25 protein-coding genes and 1 pseudogene are annotated in these 21,549 nt (G+C 69.0%); 9 read left to right on the top strand and 17 right to left on the bottom strand.

Annotated features, from left to right (window positions below; translation table 11 throughout):
* Window positions 1–2 precede the first annotated feature (2 nt).
* The gene (gene lexA, locus ACW5EG_RS04395; RefSeq protein WP_457018403.1) at window positions 3–599 is read right to left on the bottom strand and encodes a transcriptional repressor LexA; all 597 of its coding nucleotides are present in this window, start codon (window positions 597–599) and stop codon (window positions 3–5) included.
* 130 nt (window positions 600–729) lie between these two features.
* Between lexA and ACW5EG_RS04390 the strand changes: the two genes are divergently transcribed.
* Together ACW5EG_RS04390 and ACW5EG_RS04385 are read left to right on the top strand one after the other, a co-directional pair.
* Window positions 730–951, top strand: a complete 222-nt coding sequence (locus tag ACW5EG_RS04390; RefSeq protein ID WP_457017537.1) for an AbrB/MazE/SpoVT family DNA-binding domain-containing protein — start codon at window positions 730–732, stop codon at window positions 949–951.
* A gap of 2 nt (window positions 952–953) precedes the next feature.
* Window positions 954–1,379, top strand: a complete 426-nt coding sequence (locus ACW5EG_RS04385) for a type II toxin-antitoxin system death-on-curing family toxin (RefSeq protein ID WP_457020934.1) — start codon at window positions 954–956, stop codon at window positions 1,377–1,379.
* 237 nt (window positions 1,380–1,616) lie between these two features.
* Here the strand turns inward: ACW5EG_RS04385 and ACW5EG_RS04380 are convergent, their stop codons facing one another.
* The 6 genes from ACW5EG_RS04380 to ACW5EG_RS04355 all read right to left on the bottom strand — a co-directional run bounded on the left by ACW5EG_RS04380 (window position 1,617) and on the right by ACW5EG_RS04355 (window position 7,906).
* Window positions 1,617–2,180 (bottom strand): cupin domain-containing protein, encoded by a 564-nt coding sequence (locus ACW5EG_RS04380; RefSeq protein ID WP_457017535.1) that lies wholly within the window; start codon window positions 2,178–2,180, stop codon window positions 1,617–1,619.
* Between the two features lie 105 nt (window positions 2,181–2,285).
* Window positions 2,286–3,089 carry an ABC transporter permease subunit gene (locus ACW5EG_RS04375; RefSeq protein ID WP_457017534.1) on the bottom strand — a complete coding sequence of 268 codons (804 nt, stop codon included), beginning with the start codon at window positions 3,087–3,089 and terminating at the stop codon, window positions 2,286–2,288.
* Window positions 3,086–3,943 carry an ABC transporter permease subunit gene (locus ACW5EG_RS04370; protein WP_457018402.1) on the bottom strand — a complete coding sequence of 286 codons (858 nt, stop codon included), beginning with the start codon at window positions 3,941–3,943 and terminating at the stop codon, window positions 3,086–3,088. The genes ACW5EG_RS04375 and ACW5EG_RS04370 overlap by 4 nt, the downstream gene beginning before the upstream one ends.
* 128 nt (window positions 3,944–4,071) lie before the next feature.
* Window positions 4,072–5,217, bottom strand: coding sequence for an ABC transporter ATP-binding protein (locus ACW5EG_RS04365; protein ID WP_457020933.1), 1,146 nt, complete (start codon window positions 5,215–5,217; stop codon window positions 4,072–4,074).
* Window positions 5,218–5,376: 159 nt separating this feature from the next.
* Complete coding sequence (locus ACW5EG_RS04360) at window positions 5,377–6,462, bottom strand: FUSC family protein (RefSeq protein WP_457020932.1); 1,086 nt, start codon at window positions 6,460–6,462, stop codon at window positions 5,377–5,379.
* Window positions 6,463–6,769: 307 nt separating this feature from the next.
* Window positions 6,770–7,906: a polyamine ABC transporter substrate-binding protein gene (locus ACW5EG_RS04355; protein ID WP_457020931.1), complete on the bottom strand. Its 1,137-nt coding sequence runs from the start codon at window positions 7,904–7,906 to the stop codon at window positions 6,770–6,772.
* 145 nt (window positions 7,907–8,051) lie between these two features.
* Between ACW5EG_RS04355 and ACW5EG_RS04350 the strand changes: the two genes are divergently transcribed.
* Complete coding sequence (locus ACW5EG_RS04350; protein WP_457020930.1) at window positions 8,052–8,783, top strand: TorF family putative porin; 732 nt, start codon at window positions 8,052–8,054, stop codon at window positions 8,781–8,783.
* Between the two features lie 56 nt (window positions 8,784–8,839).
* Here the strand turns inward: ACW5EG_RS04350 and ACW5EG_RS04345 are convergent.
* From ACW5EG_RS04345 to ACW5EG_RS04310, 8 genes and pseudogenes are all read right to left on the bottom strand, one after another.
* Window positions 8,840–9,749, bottom strand: a pseudogene (locus tag ACW5EG_RS04345) (NAD(P)H-hydrate dehydratase).
* Window positions 9,746–10,513 carry a histidine phosphatase family protein gene (locus tag ACW5EG_RS04340; protein ID WP_457020929.1) on the bottom strand — a complete coding sequence of 256 codons (768 nt, stop codon included), beginning with the start codon at window positions 10,511–10,513 and terminating at the stop codon, window positions 9,746–9,748. Before ACW5EG_RS04340 ends, ACW5EG_RS04345 begins: the two are co-directional and overlap by 4 nt.
* A gap of 181 nt (window positions 10,514–10,694) precedes the next feature.
* Window positions 10,695–11,627, bottom strand: a complete 933-nt coding sequence (locus tag ACW5EG_RS04335; protein WP_457017527.1) for a manganese catalase family protein — start codon at window positions 11,625–11,627, stop codon at window positions 10,695–10,697.
* Window positions 11,628–11,856: 229 nt separating this feature from the next.
* Window positions 11,857–12,186, bottom strand: coding sequence for a thioredoxin family protein (locus tag ACW5EG_RS04330; protein WP_457017526.1), 330 nt, complete (start codon window positions 12,184–12,186; stop codon window positions 11,857–11,859).
* The gene (locus ACW5EG_RS04325; protein ID WP_457020928.1) at window positions 12,183–12,587 is read right to left on the bottom strand and encodes a host attachment family protein; all 405 of its coding nucleotides are present in this window, start codon (window positions 12,585–12,587) and stop codon (window positions 12,183–12,185) included. The genes ACW5EG_RS04330 and ACW5EG_RS04325 overlap by 4 nt, the downstream gene beginning before the upstream one ends.
* A gap of 64 nt (window positions 12,588–12,651) precedes the next feature.
* The gene (locus ACW5EG_RS04320) at window positions 12,652–12,849 is read right to left on the bottom strand and encodes a hypothetical protein (protein ID WP_457020927.1); all 198 of its coding nucleotides are present in this window, start codon (window positions 12,847–12,849) and stop codon (window positions 12,652–12,654) included.
* 32 nt (window positions 12,850–12,881) lie between these two features.
* Window positions 12,882–13,070 (bottom strand): hypothetical protein, encoded by a 189-nt coding sequence (locus tag ACW5EG_RS04315; RefSeq protein WP_457020926.1) that lies wholly within the window; start codon window positions 13,068–13,070, stop codon window positions 12,882–12,884.
* A 78-nt stretch (window positions 13,071–13,148) separates the two neighbouring features.
* Window positions 13,149–14,579 (bottom strand): MFS transporter, encoded by a 1,431-nt coding sequence (locus ACW5EG_RS04310; RefSeq protein ID WP_457017523.1) that lies wholly within the window; start codon window positions 14,577–14,579, stop codon window positions 13,149–13,151.
* Window positions 14,580–14,788: 209 nt separating this feature from the next.
* On the opposite strand from ACW5EG_RS04310, the gene ACW5EG_RS04305 reads away from it, so the two are divergent.
* The 4 genes from ACW5EG_RS04305 (at window position 14,789) to ACW5EG_RS04290 (ending at window position 17,842) form a co-directional block, all read left to right on the top strand.
* Complete coding sequence (locus ACW5EG_RS04305; protein WP_457021401.1) at window positions 14,789–16,177, top strand: sensor histidine kinase; 1,389 nt, start codon at window positions 14,789–14,791, stop codon at window positions 16,175–16,177.
* Window positions 16,174–16,539, top strand: coding sequence for a response regulator (locus ACW5EG_RS04300; protein ID WP_457017522.1), 366 nt, complete (start codon window positions 16,174–16,176; stop codon window positions 16,537–16,539). The genes ACW5EG_RS04305 and ACW5EG_RS04300 overlap by 4 nt, the downstream gene beginning before the upstream one ends.
* 5 nt (window positions 16,540–16,544) lie before the next feature.
* Window positions 16,545–16,736: a hypothetical protein gene (locus ACW5EG_RS04295; protein ID WP_457017521.1), complete on the top strand. Its 192-nt coding sequence runs from the start codon at window positions 16,545–16,547 to the stop codon at window positions 16,734–16,736.
* Between the two features lie 344 nt (window positions 16,737–17,080).
* Complete coding sequence (locus ACW5EG_RS04290; RefSeq protein ID WP_457017520.1) at window positions 17,081–17,842, top strand: spermidine synthase; 762 nt, start codon at window positions 17,081–17,083, stop codon at window positions 17,840–17,842.
* Here the strand turns inward: ACW5EG_RS04290 and ACW5EG_RS04285 are convergent.
* Complete coding sequence (locus ACW5EG_RS04285; protein ID WP_457017519.1) at window positions 17,820–19,169, bottom strand: MATE family efflux transporter; 1,350 nt, start codon at window positions 19,167–19,169, stop codon at window positions 17,820–17,822. The genes ACW5EG_RS04290 and ACW5EG_RS04285 overlap by 23 nt on opposite strands.
* Before the next feature lie 421 nt (window positions 19,170–19,590).
* Complete coding sequence (locus ACW5EG_RS04280; protein WP_457017518.1) at window positions 19,591–19,899, bottom strand: hypothetical protein; 309 nt, start codon at window positions 19,897–19,899, stop codon at window positions 19,591–19,593.
* A 112-nt stretch (window positions 19,900–20,011) separates the two neighbouring features.
* Between ACW5EG_RS04280 and ACW5EG_RS04275 the strand changes: the two genes are divergently transcribed.
* Window positions 20,012–20,491, top strand: coding sequence for an ABC transporter substrate-binding protein (locus tag ACW5EG_RS04275; RefSeq protein WP_457020925.1), 480 nt, complete (start codon window positions 20,012–20,014; stop codon window positions 20,489–20,491).
* Window positions 20,488–21,444, top strand: a complete 957-nt coding sequence (locus ACW5EG_RS04270) for a cation transporter (RefSeq protein WP_457020924.1) — start codon at window positions 20,488–20,490, stop codon at window positions 21,442–21,444. The genes ACW5EG_RS04275 and ACW5EG_RS04270 overlap by 4 nt, the downstream gene beginning before the upstream one ends.
* Window positions 21,445–21,549: the final 105 nt, after the last annotated feature.

The following is a 21,549-nucleotide window of genomic DNA, read 5'->3' as shown; positions in this document are numbered from 1 at the left end:
GCCTAGCCCCTGCGCACCAGACCGCAGTACACGCCCTCGATGGCGAAATCCTGTCCGGCGCGGACCTCGATCGGTCCATGGTCGGGATTGCGCGGCAACAGGCGGATGCGGGCGCGCCCGCGCTCGAGTCGCTTGATGGTGATCTCGCCATCGATGCGCGCCACCACCACCTGGCCGTTGCGCGCCTCGCTGGCGCGCTTCACCGCCACCAGGTCGCCGTCGAAGATGCCATCGTCGCGCATCGATTCGCCCTTCACCCTGAGCAGGTAGTCGGGCTTTTCGGAAAACAGCGCGCGGTCGAGCAGCAGCAGTTCGTCGCTGCCGATGTCGGCGCCGATCGGGGTACCCGCCGCCACCTGGCCCAGCACCGGCAGCGGCAGCTGGTCGGGGCGCCCGGGCAGGCGCAGCCCGCGCATGCGGCCGGTGTCCAGCTCCAGCAGGCCGTCGGCCACCAGCGCCTGCACGTGCTTGTGGGCGGCGTTGCGCGAGGCGAAGCCGAAAGCGTGGGCGATCTCGGCCAGGCTCGGTGCCCGGCCCGCTGCCAGTTCCTGGCGCAGGAAGGCCAGCACGGCGGCGCGTTGCGGCGAGAGGGTGTCGATGGGGCTCATGGGTGTACATATGTACACCTCTCCGGCGCATTGCGCGAGACTGGACATAGCCGCGCTTTCACTTGCCCGGGAGGCCCGGAGGACGCAATATAACTTTCGTTATAACGGACCGGTACCCACCATGAAGCTGAAAATCACCGCCATCGGCAATTCCGCCGGCGTCATCCTGCCCAAGGAACTGCTCGCCCGCCTGCGCCTGGGCAAGGGCGACGAGCTGTATGCGCTGGAGACGCCCGACGGCATCCGCCTGACCGCCTTCGATCCCGAGCTGGCCGCGCAGATGGGAGTGGCCGAGCAGGTGATGCGCAAGCGACGCACGCTGCTCAACAAGTTGGCGCAATAGCCATGATCGTCTGGATCAACAAGGCGCTGGCCATGGCCATCCACGACAGGCAGCTCGCCGAACATGGGGGTGCCAGTGGCGTGCGGGACGACGCCCTGCTCGATTCCGCCCTTGCCCGGTCGCAGCAGCTATACGCCTACGGCGATCCTCCACCAGATCTGGCTGCTCTTGCCGCCAGCCTGGCCTTTGGCCTTGCACGCAACCATCCCTTCGTGGACGGCAACAAGCGCACCGCCGCAGTGGGCTGCGAAGTCTTCATCATGCTCAACGGCGGCACGCTGCAAGCCGAAGACCACGAGCTGTATCCGCAGTACCTCGGTCTCGCCGAAGGTTCCCTGGACGAAGCCGGGTTCGCCGCCTGGCTGCGTCCGCGCATCACCATCAAGTCAGGTGGGCGGGTGCAGGAAACGGCCGGCAGCGGCGCCTGAGATTACCGCCGCATCCATGCCCTCAGGTCCACCCCGTCATCTCGACTGCAGAGATCTGCTGTCCGATCCAGGATTTACCGGCTGCGCCGTTGAAGAGCGCTTCTCCCTTCGGTCGAAATGACAGGCTCGGGGCGGCGGAGCTGCCTGCAACATCCCTTCACCCTGTCATCTCGACCGCAGAGTCCGTCATCTCGACCGCAGGGAGAGATCTGCTTCTGCTGCCCGCCACGCCGCGCTTCACTCTTCCGCAGACGGCGCCGGCCCCAGCCACTGCGGATAGCGCCGCACGATCTCGAGCATGCGCTGCTGGAAGTCGGGATGCTCACGACCGATGGTCCGCGCCAGTTCCACGCGGTCCAGGAAGAACTGCTCGAACCCGCCCGGCGAGAGTCGCGTCAGCAGGCGCACCGGGTTGCCGTCGGCACTTCCCTGGGCATGGACCGTTCCGCGCGGGACATGGACGTACGAACCCGCCGGCAGCCGGTACGCATGGCCGTCCATGTCCAGCGTCAGGGTGCCCTCCAGCACGTAGAAGCTTTCGTCCAGCTGCGGATGCACGTGCGGCGGCGTGCGGTAGGGCGGTTGTTCGATGAGCTCCACCAGCGCGTACGCTCCCCCGGTGCTGGCCGAAGGCACCAGCACACGCAGCGCGCCGGCATCGTAGGGTAGCGCCGGCGCCTCGCCAGCCGTGATCGCCAGTGGGCTGTCCGCGCGCGCCGCAGCCGGTTCGACGGCCATCGCTGCCGTGCAAGTCAGCAGCAGCGCCGCCGCGCAGGTGAATCGAATGTCCTGGAATATCATCGGCAGCGCTCCCGGGGCGGCGACATCGCCGTTGCCAGGCAACAACGGCGTCCGGCGACGGCGGCGGTCACCGCGCCTCCTGATCGCGGGAGCGGATGCCGCCGCTCAGCCGCGTCCTGCTTCGAGCCGGTGCATGAACACGCCGGCCACCGCCACGCCTACCGCCACCACGCTGATGATCAATGTCGCCAGCGCGTTGATCTCCGGCGTCACCCCCAGCTTGACCTTCGAATAGATCAGCATCGGCAGGGTGCTCGCGCCCGGGCCGGAGGTGAAGCTGGCGATCACCAGGTCGTCCAGCGACAGGGTGAAGGCCAGCAGCCAGCCGGCCAGCAGCGCGGGCGCGATCAGCGGCAGGGTGATCAGGAAGAACACCCGCCACGGCCGCGCGCCCAGGTCCATCGCCGCCTCTTCCAGGCTGCGGTCGAGCGAAGTCAGGCGCGAGCGCACGACCACGGTCACGTAGCAGGTGGTCAGGGTGATGTGCGCCAGCATGATCGTGGTCATGCCGCGCTGCGGCCAGCCGGTCATCTGCTGCAGCGACACGAACAGCAGCAGCGACGACAGCCCCAGCATCACGTCGGGCATCACCATCGGCGCGGAATTCATCAGGCTCAGCAGGCCGCGCCCGGGAAAGCGCCCGAAGCGCGACAGCGCCATGCCGCTGGCGGTACCGAGGAACACGGCGGCGGTGGCTGCGGTGGCCGAGATCACCAGGCTGCGCCCCAGCGCATCGAGGATCTGCTGGTTGTCCAGCAGCGCGCCATACCAGCGCAACGAGAACCCGCCCCACACCGTCGCCAGACGCGAGGCGCTGAACGAGTACACGATCACCGACAGGATCGGGATGTAGAGGAAGGCATAGCCGCCGGCGATCACCGCCCACAGCCACCATGGCCGGCCTTTCATGCGTCGACCTCGCGCTGTTCGCGCCGGTTTTCGATGTACTCGAACACCAGGGTCGGGATCACGATCAGCAGCAGCATCGCCACCGCCACCGCCGAGGCCAATGGCCAGTCGCGGTTGGTGAAGAATTCGGTCCACAGCACGCGACCGATGGTCAGCGCGTCGGGACCGCCCAGCAGGTCGGGGATGACGAACTCGCCCACCGCCGGGATGAACACCAGCAGGCAGCCGGCGATGATGCCGGGCATCGACAGCGGCAGGGTGATGCGCAGGAACGACTGCGCCGGCTTCGCGCCCAGGTCGGCCGCAGCATCGAGCAGGGTGAAGTCCAGCCGCATCAGTGTCGCCGCCAGCGGCAGCACCATGAACGGCAGGTAGTTGTAGACGATGCCGATGTACACCGCGAGGTTGGTGTGCAGCACCGCCTCGCCCGGCTCAAGCAGGCCGATGGCCGCCAGCGCGCTCGACAGCCAGCCGTTGGTCTTGAAGATGCCGATCATCGCGTAGGTGCGCAGCAGCGAGCTGGTCCAGAACGGCAGGATCACCAGCATCATCAGCAGCAGCCGCGTCACCGGCTTCGCACGCGCAATGCCGTACGCCATGGGATAGCCGATCAGCAGGCAGAACAGCGTCGACACACCGGCGAACAGCAGCGATCGCAGGTAGGCCGCCACGTACAGCGGATCCTGCAGCAGCAGCGCATAGCTGGAGATGTGCACGCGCAGCGACAGCGCCCCGTCGCCGGCCTGCTCGAGCAGCGCGGTATACGGCGGCACCTGCCCGAACACCGCCTCGGCAAAGCTGATCCGGGCCACGATCAGGAACGGCACGGCGAAGAACAGCCCCAGCCACAGCATCGGGATGAGCTTGACCAGCAGCCGACCGCGGCGGGTGCGGAACTCGTCGCGCACCACGCGGAAGAAACCGAACAGGTTGCGGACGACGTCGGCCCAGAAGCTCCACGTCCCTTGGTCCCGCCGCGCGTTCACGAGGCCAGCACCACGGCGCCGGTGGCGGGCCAGCTCAGCCACAGCGTGTCGTCCCAGTCGTAGTGCGGCTCGGAGCTGCGCTCGACGTGGGTTTCCTGTACCTGGATCACCGCGCCGGACTCGGTCTGCACGTGGTAGATCGACACGTCGCCGAGGTAGGCGATGTCGCGCACCTTGCCCACGGCCACGTTGTCGGCGGCCGGGCGTTGCTCGTGCACGTCGATCTTCTCCGGCCGCACCGCCACGCTCACGGTGGTGCCTTCCGGGATGTAGTCGGTATGCCGCGCCAGCACCGGCTCGGCCAGTGCGTCGCACTGCACCCGCACCAGCCCCGCGTCGAGGTCGTGCGAGAGCACGCGCCCCTCGAACAGGTTGATGCCGCCGATGAACTCGGCCACGAAGCGCGTTGCCGGGAATTCGTACAGCGCCGCCGGCGTGGACACCTGCACGATGCGCCCCGCATCCATCACCGCGATGCGCGAGGACATGGTCATCGCCTCTTCCTGATCATGCGTGACCATGATGAAAGTGGTGCCGACCTTTTCCTGGATGTTCACCAGCTGGAACTGGGTGCGCTCGCGCAGGCGCTTGTCGAGCGCGCCCAGCGGTTCGTCGAGCAGCAGCAGCTTGGGCTCGCGTGCCAGCGCGCGGGCCAGGGCGACGCGCTGGCGCTGTCCGCCGGAGATCTGGTCGGGCTTGCGGTTGCCCAGCTGCGGCATCTGCACCAGCTCCAGCATGGCCTGCACGCGGTCGCGGATCTCGCCGGCCGGCAAGCGGTCCTGCTTCAGGCCGAACGCGATGTTCTGCGCCACGGTCATGTGCGGGAACAGCGCATAGCTCTGGAACATCATGTTCACCGGCCGCTGGTAGGGCGGCAGCGCGGTCACGTCGACGCCGTCGATCAGCACGCGCCCCTTGTCGGGCGCCTCGAAGCCGGCCATCACCCGCAGCAGCGTGCTCTTGCCCGAGCCCGACCCGCCGAGCAGCGCGAAGAACTCGCCGCGGTAGATGTCCAGCGAGATGTCGTCGCAGGCGTAGAACTTGCCGAAGGTCTTGGTGACGCCTTCGATGCGCACGAACGGCTGCGCGTCGGCATCGCGCCAGGGCTCGATCGGTGGCGTGGCGCGAGCGGGTGCTGCCATGTGTGTCGATCTCCCGGGCTGGCCCTGGCACCGGTGCGCTGCGCGCACGTCGGGCAAGACCGGTGGAAACAGTGCGCGTCCGCAGGACGCCGCATTCGGCGAAGCGGGCATGGTACGTCCTCGCGCCGCGCCTGTGCGCGACGTCCGCGATGGTGACGGTCAGCGCGTTGCCGGCACGCCGCGGCGGCGCAGCAGCCGCTGCGCGAGCGGACGCCCCGCGAACTCCACCACCAGCAGCACCGCGCCGCCGATCAGCGTATCGACCAGGCGGTCGACCAGCAGCGGCGCCAGCGCCGACACCTGCGCCAGGTATCCCACCACCAGCGCCAGCGGCGTGATGAAGACCGTCGCCAGCCAGTACACGCGGCCGACGAACAGCTCGGTGGCGAACTGGAACGCGCCCACCGCCAGCACCAGCACCCAGGCCGGCAGGCCAAGGCCCAGCAGCAGGCCGGCGACCAGCACGCCCAGCGCGGTGCCGATGATCCGGTGTCCGGTCTTGACCGCGAAGTGCCGGCTGTAGGGGCGCGGCATGCAGGCCACCACCGTCACCGCGGCCCAGTAGGCGTGGCCGAAGCCCAGCGCCTCGACCACCACGATCGCCAGCACCACGCCCATGGCCACTTCCACCGCCGTCCACCACACCACGACGTCGGTCCAGGCCGCGGGTCTGCGTCGCGCCGGGCGCAGCGGCGCGAACGCGGGCAGATGCACGGCTCGCCGCAACCGCGTCGCCATCGCCCGGCGCAGCAACAGCCCGGCCATGCCCACCACCCAGCACAGCGCTACCGTGGCCGCGGACAGCAGCAGCCGCGCCGGCACCTGCGCGGGTTCCACCGGCACCGAGGCGACCACGGCGAAAGAGAACACGAAGAACGTCCCGCCAAACGGGATCCACTGCATCCGCTCCGACAACACCACGCCCGCGGCCGCAAGCGCCGCAAGCATGAGCGTGACCTGCCAGCCGTTCCACATCGCGACCGAGGCCAGCGTCGCCGCCGCCACGACGCCCAGCAGGCAGAACCCGGCCACGGCCAGCGTCACCACGCGGTCGCGATAGCGTTCGCCGCGGCCGTACAGCGAGGTGAATGCAGGAAAGGCCACGTAGACGATCAGGTCGGACCGCCCCAGCGCCAGCAGCAGCGCCAGCGGCACGACCACGCAGAACGAGGCGCGGATGGCGGCCTCGACGTCCATGCGGCCAAGCCGCTCGGGCCAGATCCATTCGGGCAATGGGCGCGTCATGGGCGCGTCATGGTCTGGAGCCGGGGCTCAGCGTAGTGGGATCATGCGGCGACTGCCGCGGGGGCAGCGCTCCTAAAGTGCCTCCCAACTGCAGACACCGGCTGTCTACAGCTGTCATTTCGACCGCAGGGAGAAGCGCTCTTCAACGGCGCAGCCGGTAAATCTGGTTTTATCCCGGCAAGAAGAAGATTTCTCCCTGCGGTCGAAATGACAGTGTGCCGTTTGGAGGTCAACGGCGCCGCTCCTCACCGCCAGCCGTTGCCGCGAGCCTTTGTGGTCAAGCCTGGCCGCCACTCCTCACCGCCCCTTACCGCCCGCTCTTGATTGCCGTCCATGCGCGCACGCGCTGGCGCTGCACGTCTTCGGGCAACGACACCGGATCGACCAGCTTCGCGCGCACTTCTTCCGGCGGGTACACGCCGGGGTCGGCGGCGATCTCCGGATCCACCAGCGCGGTCGCATCGCGGTTGGCGTTGGCATAGGCCACGTGGTCGGTGACCTTGGCGATCACTTCAGGCTGCAGCAGATAGTCGATGAAGGCATGCGCGTTGTCGGCGTGCGGCGCGTCCTTGGGAATCGCGATCACGTCCATCCAGCGGATAGCGCCCTCCTTCGGAATCACGTAGCGGATGTCGGGCGCATCCTTGCCGGTGGCTTCGGCCGCTTCGGCGGCGACGTCGCGCGCCTGGCCGATGTCGCCCGAATAGCCCATCACCAGGCAGGCGTCGCCATTGGCCAGCGCATCCTTGTAGGCGGCATTGTTGAAGGTGCGCACATGCGGCCGAACCCCGGCATAGGCCTGCTTCACCAGCTCGATCTCCTCGACCCCGCCGCCGTTGGGATCCCGGCCCAGCCAGATCAGCGCCGCGCCGAAGGCTTCCTGGTCGTCATCGAGCACATGGATGCCGCAGGAGGCGAGTTTCGCGGCGTTGGCCGGGTCGAACAGCAGCGCCCATGAATCCAGCGGCGCATCGGGCCCCAGCGCCGCCTGCACCTTGTCCACGTTGATGCCCAGCCCGGTGGTGCCCCACATGTACGGCACCACGTGCGCATTGCCCGGGTCGATGTCGGTCAGGCCGGCCAGCACGTCCGCATCCAGGTGTGACCAGTGCGGCAGTTGGTCCTTGTCGAGCTCGGCATACAGTCCGGTCTTGATCTGGCGTTGCGCGAACGGGCGCGCCGAGGGAAACACCACGTCATAGCCGGAGCTGCCGGTGGTGAGCTTGGTCTCGAGCGTCTCGTTCTCCGAGTACACGTCGTAGCTGACCTTGATGCCGGTCGCGGCCTCGAAGCCCGCGATAGTGTCCTCGGCCACGTAGTCCGACCAGTTGTAGACGTTGAGCTCCTGCGCGGAACCGCCGCCGGCGTCGCCGGAGCCGCCGCCGCAGGCGACCAGCGTCAGCGCGCAGGCAAGCGGCGCAAGGCGGGGAAGGATCGTGCGCATCGGGGGGATTCCTGTGCAGGGAAAGAAGCCGGCGGGCCGTGGCCGCCCGTGATCGCGGCATGTTAAGCCTTGCACTCCCGGGCTGCATGCGAAGGCGTGTTCCGCGCGTGTATCGTATGCGCCCCCACGCTGCCCGCCCACGCACATGCGCCTCGCCAAGACCAGCCTCCTGCTCGCCCTCGCCGCCCTGCCCGGCATCGTCCTCGCCCAGGACGCGGACGGCGGCAGCGCCTGGTCCGTGGAAGGCGAGATCGCCGCCACCAGCGACTACGTCTGGCGCGGCCTGACCCAGACCGACGGCAAGCCCGCCCTGATGGGCGAAATCACCGTGTCCCACGAAAGCGGCTTCTATGCAGGCGCCTGGGCCGGCAGCGCGGATACCGGCGATTCGGAGTCCGGCATCGACCACGAGATCGACCTCTACCTCGGCTGGGCCGGCGAACTGGCCGAGGACGTCGAGCTGGACCTGTCGGTCACGCGCGTCAAGTACCCCGGCGTCAACGAAGGCTACGAACTCGACTACACCGAATTCGCCGCCGCGCTGTCGTTCGCGGAGTACTACACCGTCGGCGTCGCCTATTCACCCGACATCGTCCAGTTCGGCGAGCAGGGCATCTACTACAGCGCTGCCGCCGAGTACCCGCTGGGCGACAGCGGCTTCGGCTTCAAGCTGTCCAGCGGCTGGTACGACCTGGACGATGCCGCCGGCGACAGCTATGGCAACTGGCTGGTCGGCGTGACCCGCTCCTTCGGCCCGATCGACGCCGAACTGCACTACACCAACACCTTCAGCTACGGCGAAGCGCTGTCGGAAAACTTCGACGACGCCGAAAAGGCCGACGGCCGCGTCGCCCTGCGGCTGGCCTGGGGTTTCTGAGGCCGGGACTGTTCCGCGACGCACGGGCAAACTTGAACACGGTCGGCCGCAAGCCCTCAGAACCCGCGCAGCAGCGCAGGCACCCCTACCGCGATCTCCCGCGCAAGCAATCCCATTGCGCCGCCGCCCTCCAACCTTGCCGCGGCGCGCGCGTGCAGCCACACGCCCCAGCACGCCGCCTGCGCGGGGGGCGCGCCGCGTGCGCATAGCCCGCCGATCAGGCCGGCCAGCACGTCGCCGGATCCGGAAGTGCCCAGTCCCCGCGGCCCGTTGCGATGCAGCCACAGGCCGCCCGACGGATCGGCGATCCAGGTGTCGGCAGCCTTGAGCACCACGACCAGATCCCAATCGCGTGAGAATGCGGCCGCCAATGCCGCAGCGTGCGCGGCGATATCCGCTGCATCGCAGCCCAGCAGCGATGCCATTTCGCCGTGATGCGGCGTGATGATGGCGGGCGGGCGGCCGCTTGCGCAGGCGCTGCCATCCGCGCAACAGCGGCAGGTCGATCGCACCCGCATCCAGCACTGCGGTGCCTGGCAGGCGCGACAGCAGTCGCGCCGCCAGTGCGCGCATCGCCGTGCCGCTTTCCACGCCTGGCCCCAGCACCAGCGCGTCGGTGTGTGCCGCCGCTGCGGGCAGGTGCCGGCCACCACCCACGATGCTGCCGTCGCTGGCTTCGGGAAGGCCGAGCACCCGCGCCTCGGGCACGGCGATGGCCAGCGCAGGCGCAGCACTGCCCGCGACCGCGAGCTGCAGTTTGCCCGCGCCCGCGCGCAGAGCAGCCTCGCCTGCGAGGCGCACCGCGCCAGCGAGGTCGCGCTGGCCGCCGACCACCAGCACGCGGCCGCGCTCTTCCTTGCCGCCGCCATCGCGCCGCGACGGCAGCGGCCAGGATCGCAGCAGCGCCGCAGTCAGCGGCTTGGGCCGCGGCGCGCGTCCGCCTGTATCGGGCGCGGCAGTGCTCACTTCGGCCCGGCCGGGACGTCCGCCGCTTCGGTCACCGGCGCGCCTGCCTGGAGCAGCGGCAGCTCCATGTTGGCCACCTCCAGCCGGAAGCGCGCGTCCGGCGCGGCGCGGTCCATGGCGTAGGTGGTGACCGAGCAGTTGGGCACGTCGGCCTGCCGGTCGATGTCCAGGATCTCGGCCTCGTCCATGCACTCGAACAGATAGCGGAAGCAGTTGACGATCACCTGGTGCGCCACGATCAGCACGCGTTCGCCCACGTAGTCGCGGCGCAGTTCCTCGGTCAGGCTGCGCAGGCGCAGGATCACGTCGCACCAGCTCTCGCCGCCAGGCGGGCGAAAGTAGAACTTGCCCACGCTGGAGCGCTGCGCGGCCAGCTCCGGAAACTTCGCCTTGATGCCGGCGATGGTGTAGCCGTCGAGCACCCCGAATTCCTTCTCGCGCAGGCGTTCGTCAACCAGCACCTGCTCGTCGGGCGTACCCAGTGCACGCGCCACCGCCTCCATGGTCTGGCGTGAGCGCACGAAGGGCGAACTCATCAGCGTGGTGGGCTGGATGTCCGGCGGCAGGCGTGCGAACCAGTCGCCGAGTGCGCGCGACTGCTCGCGGCCGAGCTCGGACAGCGGCGTGTCGGCATCGCGGGTTTCCAGATCGATCAGGTGGTGCGCGGCAAGTTCCGCGCGATCACGCGCGACGTTGCCTGCGCTCTGGCCGTGTCGCACGATCCACAGGCGGTCGGGCCAGTCGGTGTGTCGAAGTCTTGCCATGGAGTGTCGGTGCGTTGGCGCTCCAGATTCGACGTAGACGCGTCAAGGGCGCGCGAATCGGCCGCACGCACCGTGGCATTTGGAATACGGCAGGGAGCGCGTCCCCGGAACTGCCCGGAAGACGCACCCTCTCAATGGCCCACCCTCTCCGCATCGACATGCGGGGATGTTGCGAACCGAGTCACTCGGCCTCGCCGACATCATCCGAACTCAGGCTGACCTTGGTGGTCTTGGCCATCGTGCCTTCGGCTTTGCCCAGTTCAATGCCGGTGACCGGGTTGGACGCAGGGTCGGAGGCAGTGCGCTCCGCCATGGCCGTGACCACGCGCTCTTCCATCGGATCCAGCACGACGCTGGGAACGCCATCACCACCATCGACCGCGGTGAACTGCTCGGGGTCGGAGACGTAGTCGAAGTTCTCGTCGCTGTTCCACGGCCCGCGCATGTCGCCATCGCCCTGCGAGGTGTTGACGTACATCTCCTGGAACTCCGGCATGCCAGGCAGCTTGCCGGGCGGGAAGTTCGGCTCGATGGCGTAGAGCGCCTTCTCGAATGACTTGAGGTGCGCCATCTCGCGCGTCATCAGGAACGTCAGTGCGTCCTTGACGCCCGGATCGGCAGTGACGTTGATCAGTCGCTCGTACACGATCTTGGCGCGCGCTTCGGCCGCGATGTTGGAACGCAGGTCTGCGGTCGGTTCACCGATGCTGTCGATATAGCCGGCGTTCCACAGCTGGCCGCCCGAGTTGATCAGCGCCGGGCCACCGCCATACAGCACCTGGGTCACGTGGGAATCGTTGCCCTCGCCCTGCAGCGAGCGGAACAGTTCGCCCTCTTCCTCGACCGCTTCGGCCAAGCGGCCCTTGGCGCCCTTGTTCAGCATGGCCACCAGCGAGCCGATGACCTCCAGGTGGCTGAGCTCCTCGGTGGCGATGTCGAGCAGCATGTCCTTCCTGCCCGGGTCATCCTCGGAAAGGGCCTGGGTGAAATAGCGCATGGCGGCTGCCAGTTCGCCCTGCGGGCCGCCGAACTGCTCGAGCAGCAGGTTGGCCAGGGCGGGGTTGGGCGCGGCGACGCGGACGGTGTATTGCAGTCGCTTGTTGTGGCTGAACATCTGCTGCTCCTTGGGCGCACGATACGGGGGGGATCCGGGGCTGTGCGACCGGTCGGGCGCGATGTTCCGCGTTGGGCGGCAGTCACCGGGCTACGTCGCTCTGCACAGGCCGCCGAAGCTATCGGCGCGACTGAAACAGGTGCGTGAATTCACCGGGTTTTTTGCGCTGAAAATCGTTCAGGCTGTCCGGAAACATGCGCACGCCGTGAAGCCGACGGGATGCATCGCGCTAGCGCGCTCCGAGGGCCTCGGCCAATGGCACAAGATCCTCGCCGGACACCGGCCGTACCACGCGCGCGATCTCGTCTCCCGCGCGCAACAGCACCAGTGTCGGCCACAGCTTCACGCCGAAAGCGCGGCCCAGCGGCTTGCCGCGTCCGTCTTCCACTTTCAGGTGGATCACGTTCGCCGGCCCGTCCAGCATGTCCCGCAGCGCCGGCTGGGCCGCCTGGCAGTGGCCGCACCAGGGTGCGCCGAATTCGAGCAGCACCAGTCCGGGCGCTGCATCGACATCCATGCGCGCCGGCTCCACCACTTCGTAGTCGCCGCGATAGCTCACGCGGATGCCCGCAGCGCGCGCTCGATATCCTCCAGCGGCGCGTTGGTCAGGGTCTTGGGAAGCTCGGCGATGATGCGCGCCTGCACTTCCTTGTGCAGCAGCGGACGCATGCGCCCGAGCGTGGTGGGGTCGGCGGCAAGCACGAGATATTCGTACTGGTGCTTGAGCGCGCCGTCGTTGAGCGCGTGCGCCAGCTGCTTGGCGAAGGTGGCCTCGTCGATCTGCTGGCCGGTGGACTCGTTCGGCATGCTGCCGGCCGGGCCGTCGTCGTCCATGTTCATCAGCTCGCGCAGTTCGACCTGGTGCAGCGCAAGCTCGCGTTCGTCGCCACGGTTGCGGAACAGTCGCGCGTTGCCGCCGTCGGCGACCACCACCAGCGTGCCGGAAGGAATCAGTGCCATGCGGTTCTCCTCTTTGATCGAGGAACCACCTTCACCCATCCGCGATCAATGTCGCGTGACCCGCTCAACGCGATGGCGTGTCCTTGTCGCCTTCGGCCTCCGGATCGGGCGGCGCCTGCCGCTGGCTGCCGCCTTCATGGATCGGCATGCGGTCCTTGCCGAACGGCGGGAAACTGTTGCGGTCGCCGCTGCCATGCGGGTACTCACGCTGCTCGCGCTCCGGCTTGTCGGCCTGGGGCGGCGTGTCGGTCTTGCGGGTCATCTCTCTCCTGCTGCCACTGGTATCGACGCGTTTCAATCCTGGCGCGGGCGCCGGTCGGGTTCGCGATCGGGGCCGGACCCCGGATCCTGCCTGGGCTGCTCGCCCGGCTGCTCGCCCGGCTGCTGGCCCGGCGCCTGGCGATCGGGATTGGCCGGATGCGGATCCTCGCGGCGCGGGGGCGGCTCCTGCTCGATGCCGTTGTCGTGGGGTCGGTTGTTCATCGTTGCACTCCTGCACCTGCGAGGCGCCCTACCGTGCGCCGGCCGCAATGCAGGATGCGTGAGGGGCTGCCCGTGCCGTCAGGCCTGCGGGCGCGTCTCGGCCTTGGGTTCGGTCACTTCCTGTCCCGCTTCGGCGCGGCCGGCCATCTCCGCCCCCGCATCCGGCGCCAGCTTGCGCATCTGCAGCACCGAGACCAGCGAAACCAGGCCCACGGTCAGGAACGCGAAGGTGAAATTGATCGGCGCGTCAGCGCCTGCGCCGGTCATGCGTGAAGCGATGCTCAGCGCGAAGCCGCCGATGGTCACCCCCAGCGCCAGCGACAGTTGCTGCGCCATCGCCGCCAGGCTGCTGGCCTGGCTCATTCGCGCCTGGTCGATGTCGGCATAGGCGATGGCGTTGATGCTGGTGAACTGCAGCGAGCGCAGGAAGCCGCTGGTGAGCAGCACGCCCACCATCAGCGCGTACGGCGTATCGGCGCGGAACAGCCCGAAGCCGCACAGCATCAGCGAGGCCAGCAGCCCGTTCCACACCAGCACCGGGCGGAAGCCGGAAATGCGCAGCACGCGCGGCGCCAGCACCTTCATCAGCATGGCGCCGGCCGTGGAGGTGAAGGTGACCAGGCCCGACTGCAGCGGATCCAGGCCAAAGCCCAGCTGCAGCATCAGCGGCAGCAGGAACGGGGTGGCGCCGATGCCGATGCGAAACAGCGAGCCGCCCAGCACGCCTGCGCGATAGGTGGGCACGCGCAGCAGGTCCAGCTGCAGCAGCGGATGCGGATGCCGCCATGCATGGCGCACGTAGGCCGCCAGCAGTGCGGCACCGACCAGGATCGCGGCCGCCAGCGCCACGCCCGGCACCAGCCCGTGCCCGATCGCCGACAGCCCGAACATCGCCAGCGCCAACCCGCCGGCCGAGAGCAGGAAGCCGCGCCAGTCCAGCGGCCCCACCGGCTGGCGCAGCATCGGGATGTGCCGCCACGCCAGCCACATGCCGAGCAGGCCCATCGGAATGTTGATCAGGAAGATGAAGCGCCAGTGCGCATAGGTGGTGATCGCGCCGCCCAGCACCGGGCCCAGCATCGGCCCGAGCATGGCCGGCACGGTGAGCCAGCTCAGCGCGCGCACCAGCTCGGATTTCTCCACGCTGCGCAACAGCACCAGCCGTCCGACCGGCACCATCATCGCGCCGCCCACGCCCTGCACGAAGCGCCCGGCCACCAGTTGCCCCAGTCCATCGCTGGCCGCGCAGCCCAGTGATCCCAGCAGGAACACGCCGATCGCGCCCATGAACACCGGTTTGGCGCCGAAACGATCGGCAACCCAGCCGCTGACCGGAATGAAGATCGCCAGCGCCAGCATGTAAGTGGTCAGCGCCAGCTTCAGCGCCACCGGCGCCACGCCCAGGTCGGCCGCGATCTGCGGCAACGAGGTCGAGATCGCCGTGGAGTCCATGTTCTCGATGAACAGGGCGGTGGCGATGATCAGCGGAAGCAGGCGTTTCGGGGACAAAGGGGGACGCAAGGAAGAAGACCGTCATTGTGGCGGCGAGGGTGGCAGCCGGCGTGAGTGCACGCTGACCCCGCCGCAGGGGCGAACAGGGGCGAACAGGGGCGACGCAGGGTGCATTGCGCGCGCAGCCATCACAAGTCCTTCACACGACGCCGGGCGACCGCTCCTAGACTTGTCTGTGTCATGGCCCGCGGGGAGCGCGCTTGGATATGCTCACGCCGGTGCAGGGCCCAGCTGTCGACGCCAACCAGCTGCGCCTGTACGAAACCATCCTCCAGGCCGTGCCGGACCTGGTGTACGTGTTCGATCTCGAGCATCGCTTCATCTACGCCAACCAGGCGCTGCTCGCGATGTGGGGCTGCACCTGGGAGCAGGCCAGGGGCAAGACCCTGTTGGAGATGGGCTACGAGCCCTGGCACGCGTCGATGCACGACGAAGAGATCGATCGGGTCATCGCCACGCGCGGCACGATCCGCAACGACGTGCCTTTCGAGCATGCGTCACTGGGCGAGCGGGTATACGACTACATCTTCATGCCGGTGCTGAACCCGCAGGGGCAAGTCGAGGCCGTCGCCGGCACATCGCGGGACGTCACCACCCGCAAACGCCAGGAAGAGTCGCTGCGCCGCAGCGAGGAGCGCCTGAGCGCGATGGTCAATGCAAGCTCCGACCTGATCTACCGCGTCAGTCCGGACTGGCGGCAGCTGGCGGTGGTCGGGGGGCGTGCGGTCGGCAATTTCACCCGCGGCCAGTCGCTGGCCTGGTCGTTCAACCTCATCCACCCGGAGGATCGCGAGCGCGTGGCCGAAGCCATCCGCCATGCGCGCGAAACGCTGACCCCGTACCAGTCGCAGCACCGGATACGGCTGGGCGAGGACCGCTGGGCCTGGGTCTCGTCGCACGCCGTACCGATCCGCGACGACGATGGTGCGGTCAGCGAATGGTTCGGCGCCGCCACCGACATCGACCAGCGCGTCCGCCACGAGGAATCGCTGCGCCTGCTGGTCAACGAACTCGACCACCGGGTCAAGAACACGCTCGCCATCGTCCAGTCGATCGTGGCGCAGACGCTGCGGACCAGCCCGGACGGCGCAGAGGCGACGCCGCTGATCGAATCGCGGCTGCAGGCGCTGGCCGCGACCCACGACGTGCTCACCCGCGAGAAGTGGAGCGGCGCCCCGGTCGAGGAGATCGTGCGCCTGGCGGTCGGACACTGCCGCGACGGCAACCCGGCGCGCTTCGACCTGCAGGGGCCAGCCGTCAGCCTCGACCCCCGGCGCGCGGTCGCCCTGTCGATGGCGATGCACGAGCTGTGCACAAATGCGACCAAGTACGGCGCGATGTCCGTGCCCGACGGTCGCGTGCGCGTGCACTGGGCGCTGCACGACCAGGACGGGCAAACGCGACTGGTGCTGGACTGGGAAGAATCCGGCGGCCCTCCCGTGCAGGCGCCCACGCGCGGCGGTTTTGGCACGCGCCTGCTGCAGCGTGGGCTGCAACACGACCTCCAGGGCACGGTGACACTGGAATTCCCCCCCGCGGGCGTGCGCTGCCACATCGAAGCTCCCCTCCCTTGCAATGCAGGAATCCGGCCATGACCCCTCGCGTTCTCATCGTCGAAGACGAATCGCTGCTGGTGATGGTGCTCGAGGACCTGCTGCCCGAGCTCGGTTACGAGGTCGTGGCGACGGCGCACTCGGTGGAGACCGCGCTCGAGGCGATGGACGAACACGAGCCGGACATGGCCATCCTGGACATCAACCTGGCCGGTGCCGCGTCGTTCCCCATCGCCGACGAACTCGACAGCCGCGGCATCCCGTTCCTGTTCGCCTCCGGCTATGGCCGTGGCGCGCTGCCGGCCCGTCATGCCGGCGCGGTACTGGTGCGCAAGCCTTTCGGCCGCCAGGACCTCGCCGATGCGCTGGCCGGGATGCCGCGACGCAAGTCCGCGCGCGCCTGATCGCCATGACTCCGCTCGACAAGCCGCTGCGCCGCGAACTGCTGATCGACGAGATGCCCTACACGCTGACCATCGACCCCGAGGGCCTGAAGCTGGTGCCCAAGGGCAAGCGCAAGGGACTGGTGCTGCGCTGGACCGAGCTGGTGAGCGGAGATGCGGCCCTGGCGGTTGCGCTGCAGGCGTCGCTGAAGGTTTGAGCAAGGCCCGGGTGGCACCGTGACTGTGGCGTGGCGTGGGATGCCAACGTTGTATCGCGCCACGTGCATGTCGCTCGCGGCTGAAGCCGCTCCTACAAAGGTGTGGACGGGCGTGTCCGGGAGGCGACGATCCAGGATCGCGCCACGTGCATGTCGCTCGCAGCTGAAGCCGCTCCTACAGAACGCGGTCGTCTCCACTTGTAGGAGCGGCTTCAGCCGCGAACGCAGGTAGGGGCGCCACGCCGCCCACCACGCGATCACCGCCACACGCCGCGCCCACCGGTTTGACCCTTCCTCTCCCAGCCGCGAGGATGGGACTCCATTCACCCGATCTGGGAGCCCTGATGCCAGCATTTACCGGCCAACGTGCCGGCCTCCAACCCCACTTCGCGCCGGCGCTGCCGGCCCGTTCCAGCGTCCTGGCCGACGAACATACCGGCCTGCAGCACGTGATGGTCACTCGCCACCCGCACTTCGGCGGGCAGCTGTTCCTCGACGACGACCTGCAGATTTCCGAATCCGACACCGCCTACGGCGTGGCCATGACCAGCCCCTTGCTGGAACTGCCCCGGCCCGCACGCGTGGCCATCCTCGGCGGCGGCGACGGTGGCGTGCTCTGCGAATTGCTGCGCACGTTCGAACCGCTCGACGCCATTCCCTCCGAACTGACCATGGTGGAGATCGACCCGCGCGTGGTCGCGCTCTCACGCCGCCATCTTCCCGCCCTGTGCGGCGATGCCTTCGACAGCCCGCATGCGCGCGTGGTGAACGGCGACGCCTACGCCTGGATCGCGCAGGCGCGCGGCCTGGACGCAGTGATCTACGACCTGACCATGGACCCGGTGCGCGAAGGCCATCCACGCGCGGAGTTCATCGCCCGCGTCATCGCCCACATGGCGCGCGCCCTGCGCCCCGGTGGCGTACTGAGCATGCAGTGCTGCGGCCACGGCCTGCGCGACGCCGAGGACCGCGCCACCCGCCGCGAACTGCTGCCGCTGATCCGCGAGGCGGTGGACGCGCACTTCCAGGATCGCTGCGAACAAAGCGTGCTGGTTCCGTCCTACCGCGACCTGTGGACCTTCCTCAGCGCGCGCAAGCCGGGCTGAGCGACCGTTCCAGCTGCCGGTAGTACGGCAGCAGCGCCAGCGCGCGCGCGACCACGAACAGCACGAACGCCGCCCACAGCCCGTGGTTGCCCCACAGCGCGGCGGCCGGCCATGCGCAGAGCAGGAACACGGCCAGCGACAGCAGGCCGGCGTTGCGCATCTCGCGCGTGCGCGTGGCGCCGATGAACACGCCGTCGAGCTGGAACGCGGCCACTGACAGCAGCACGTACAGCGCCGCCCAGGGCAGGTACGCGCGTGCCGCCGCGACCACCTCGGGCAGCGACACCAGCAGCCCCACCACCGTCCCGCCCAGCAGCCAGATGGCGAGCGCCAGCAGCGCCGCGGTGGCCAGCGCCAGTTCGCTCGACAGGCGCACCACGCGCCGCAGCCGGGGCAGGTTGCGCGCGCCGACCGCGCCGCCCACCAGCGCCTCGGCCACGAAGGCGTAACCGTCGAGGAAGAACGCGCTGAACGACACCAGCTGCAGCAGCAGATGGTTGGCCGCGAGCGTCACGTCGCCGAAGCGCGCGCCCTGGCTGGCGAACCAGCCGAAGCCAGCCAGCAGGCACAGCGTGCGCAGCATGATGTCGCCGTTGGCCGCCATCATCCGGCGCAGGCGCGTGCCGTCGCGCAAGCGTTCGAGCGGCAGGAACGGCGCGTCGTCGCGGTGCCGCGCGCGCAGCGTGCGCCACAGCACCAGCGCCGCCACCACGCAGGTGGTCCACTCGGCGATCGCGGTGCCCAGGCCGATTCCGCGCGCGCCCATGTCCAGCACGCCGGCGAAGTACACGTCGAGCGCGGCGTTGAGCCCGTTGAGCAGCAACTGCACCAGCAGCAGGGTGCGGCTGTGGCCCAGCCCGATCAGCGCGCCACTGAAGGCATACAGCGCCAACGCCGCCGGCGCGCCCCAGATGCGCGCCTGGAAGTAGTCCATGCCGGCGTTTTCCACCGCGACGCTGGCGTCCATCACCGCGAAGTAGGCCGTCGCCAGCGGCCACTGCAGCAGCATCACCACGATTCCCAGGCCCACGCCCAGCAACAGCGCGCGCGCCAGCGTGGCGCGCACCTCGGCCTCGTCGCCGGCGCCATCGGCCTGCGCGACGAAGCCGGTGGTGGCCATGCGCAGGAAGCCGAAGCTCCAGTAGATGAAGTTGAACAGCAGCGCGCCCAGCGCCAGCCCGCCCAGCGCGGCCGTGCTGCCGTAGTGGCCGATGACGGCGGTGTCCACCAGCCCCAGCAGCGGCACCGAGGCATTGGCCAGGATGATCGGCCAGGCCATGCGCGCGATGTCCGGGCGCGTGAGTGCGGGCGAGTGCGGCGTCTGCATCAGCCGATGATGCCGCAGCCCGTGGGTGGCGCGCATGCGATACGAAGCGGCGCGACCGGCAGATCCCTCGCTGCGCTCGGGATGACAGAGATACAGCGGACAGATGCTTCGCTGCGTTGTGGCCCTCGCCAGCTGTCATCCCGAGCGCAGCGAGGGATCTGCTCCGCGACACCCGGGCGCGTCGCGCTAGACGTCCCGCGCTGCTGCCAGCTGCGTTTCCACCGCCAGCCGCAGCTCCTCGAACGCGCAGGGCTTGCGCAGCAGCGGGATGTCCAGGTCGTGCGCCCCGGCCGGTCGACCGCCGGTCTGTACAGGTTTGTGCAGAAGACTATGAACAGGCCCCTGTGCAAACGGCATTGCGTCATGGCGTCTACCGCCGCCCCTGCGGCATTCCCGTTCCGCGCAAGGCGTGCCGACACGCCTATAGCCGCTCCACCGCCATCGCCCGCACCAGCACCTCGTCCTGGCGGAAGCGCTGCTGCAGCTGCCGCCGGTACGCCGCCCACCAACCGTGGTCGAGCTGCGCGGCCATCACCTCGAACAGCACCACCTGGTCACGCTGCACCTGCCCGCCATCGTCTTCCCAGGCGCCCAGCGCCGGCGCACGCAGGAAGGCGGTGACGCCGCCGAAGAGGTCGGTGAGCTCGGTGCGCACGGTGTCGAACAGCGACCTCTCGAACGCCACGCCGGCGTTGTCATGCAGCGGCAGGAACAGCTGGACAAGATGCATGGGGGCGGCCGGCGCAGGCGATGAAGGCCGCACGATCGCACGCGTGGCGTGGGCATGACGTCTGGAGCACGAAGTGACGGCCCGTTCACCGCACTGCGTCCATAACGCCGCCATGGCCAGACCTTCCATCGCCGCCGCAGCCGCACTCGCGACCCTGTTCGCCCTGTCCGCCTGCGACGACTACCCCCGCGACGCCGACGACATGACCCGGCAGGCCGAAGAACAAGGCATGCGCGTGGGCGCCAGCCACGATCCGCCGTGGGTGATGGTGTCGACCGACGGCACGGTCGGCGGCCCGGAAGCCGAACTGGTGCAGCGCTACGCCGATGCGCAGGGCTACCGGCTCACCTGGCTGCCGGGCAGCCATGACGCATTGATGGGCGACCTGGAGCGCGCGCGCCTGCACGCGGTGGTCGGCGGCCACCATCCCGACTCGCCATGGAAGCCCAAGGTCGGCTGGTCGCGCCCGCTCGCGCTGCGCGCATCGCCGGACGGGCCCATGCCCGAACGCCGCATCGCCCTGCCGCCCGGGCAACCGGCCTGGCACCTGGCCTTCGACCGCCACCTGGCCGAGCGCGAGGGCGCGCAATGAGCGCCGTCGACGGCCTGCGCCCGCCAGCGCGCGAACTTCCACAGGCGCAGCGCGACGCCCTGCGCCGCGCCGAGCGGCTGTGCGGCTGGACGCTGCTGTGGATGTCGCTGGTCGCGGCGCTGATGTTCGTGACGATGGGCGGCTCGCAGGCGATGAAGACCGCGCTGATCGAGGACGTGCTGAGCCTGGTTCCCCCGATCGCCTTCCTCGTGGCCAGCCGCTTCCGCCGCAAGGGCGTGGACGCCGAGTACATCACCGGCCGCGAGCGCGCCTTCGACGTCAATTTCCTGATCTCCGCCGTCGCGCTCACCGGCGTCGGCCTGGCCCTGGTCTACGACGGCCTGCATACCCTGCTCACCGCCACCCGCCCGGTGGTGGGCACGGTGATGATCGCCGGGCACGTGCTGTGGCAGGGCTGGATCATGATGGGCGCGCTGCTGGTCTCGGCGGTGCCGCCGATCATCCTGGGCCACAAGAAGCTGGCGCTGGCGAAGACGCTTTCGCTCAAGCCGCTGCACACCGATGCCGACATGGGCAAGGCCGACTGGATGACGGCCGCAGCCGGCATCGTCGGCGTGGCGGGCATCGGCTTCGGCCTGTGGTGGGCCGATGCCACCGCGGCGCTGGTGATCGCCGGCAGCATCCTGCACGACGGCAGCAGCAACCTGCGCGCCGCGGTGCGCAACCTGCACGACGCGCGCCCCGAAACACTCCAACGCGGCGAGCCCGACCCCCTGCCCGACCGCTTGTGCGCCGAGATCTCCGCACTGCCCTGGATGGACGGCTGCGCGGTGCGCCTGCACGAGGAAGGTTTCCACCTGTCGGGCGTGGTGCTGCTGCGCAACCGCACGCTCACCGCCGCGCAGGTGGAGGAAGTGCGCGCGATCGCGCAGGCGATCGACTGGCGGCTGGACCAGATCGACGTATCGATCAGCACCCCGAGGGAACATTGAGCGCGGGGAACAGGGATCTCTGGCGGAGATCCTGCCGGGATCTCTCGCTGCGCTCGAGATGACAATTTTTCTGCTGGGCCAGTTCGTGAGCAACCGGAACAACAA

This window comes from Luteimonas sp. A611, from assembly GCF_054072715.1.
This window is presented reverse-complemented; position numbering and strand designations above follow the sequence as displayed.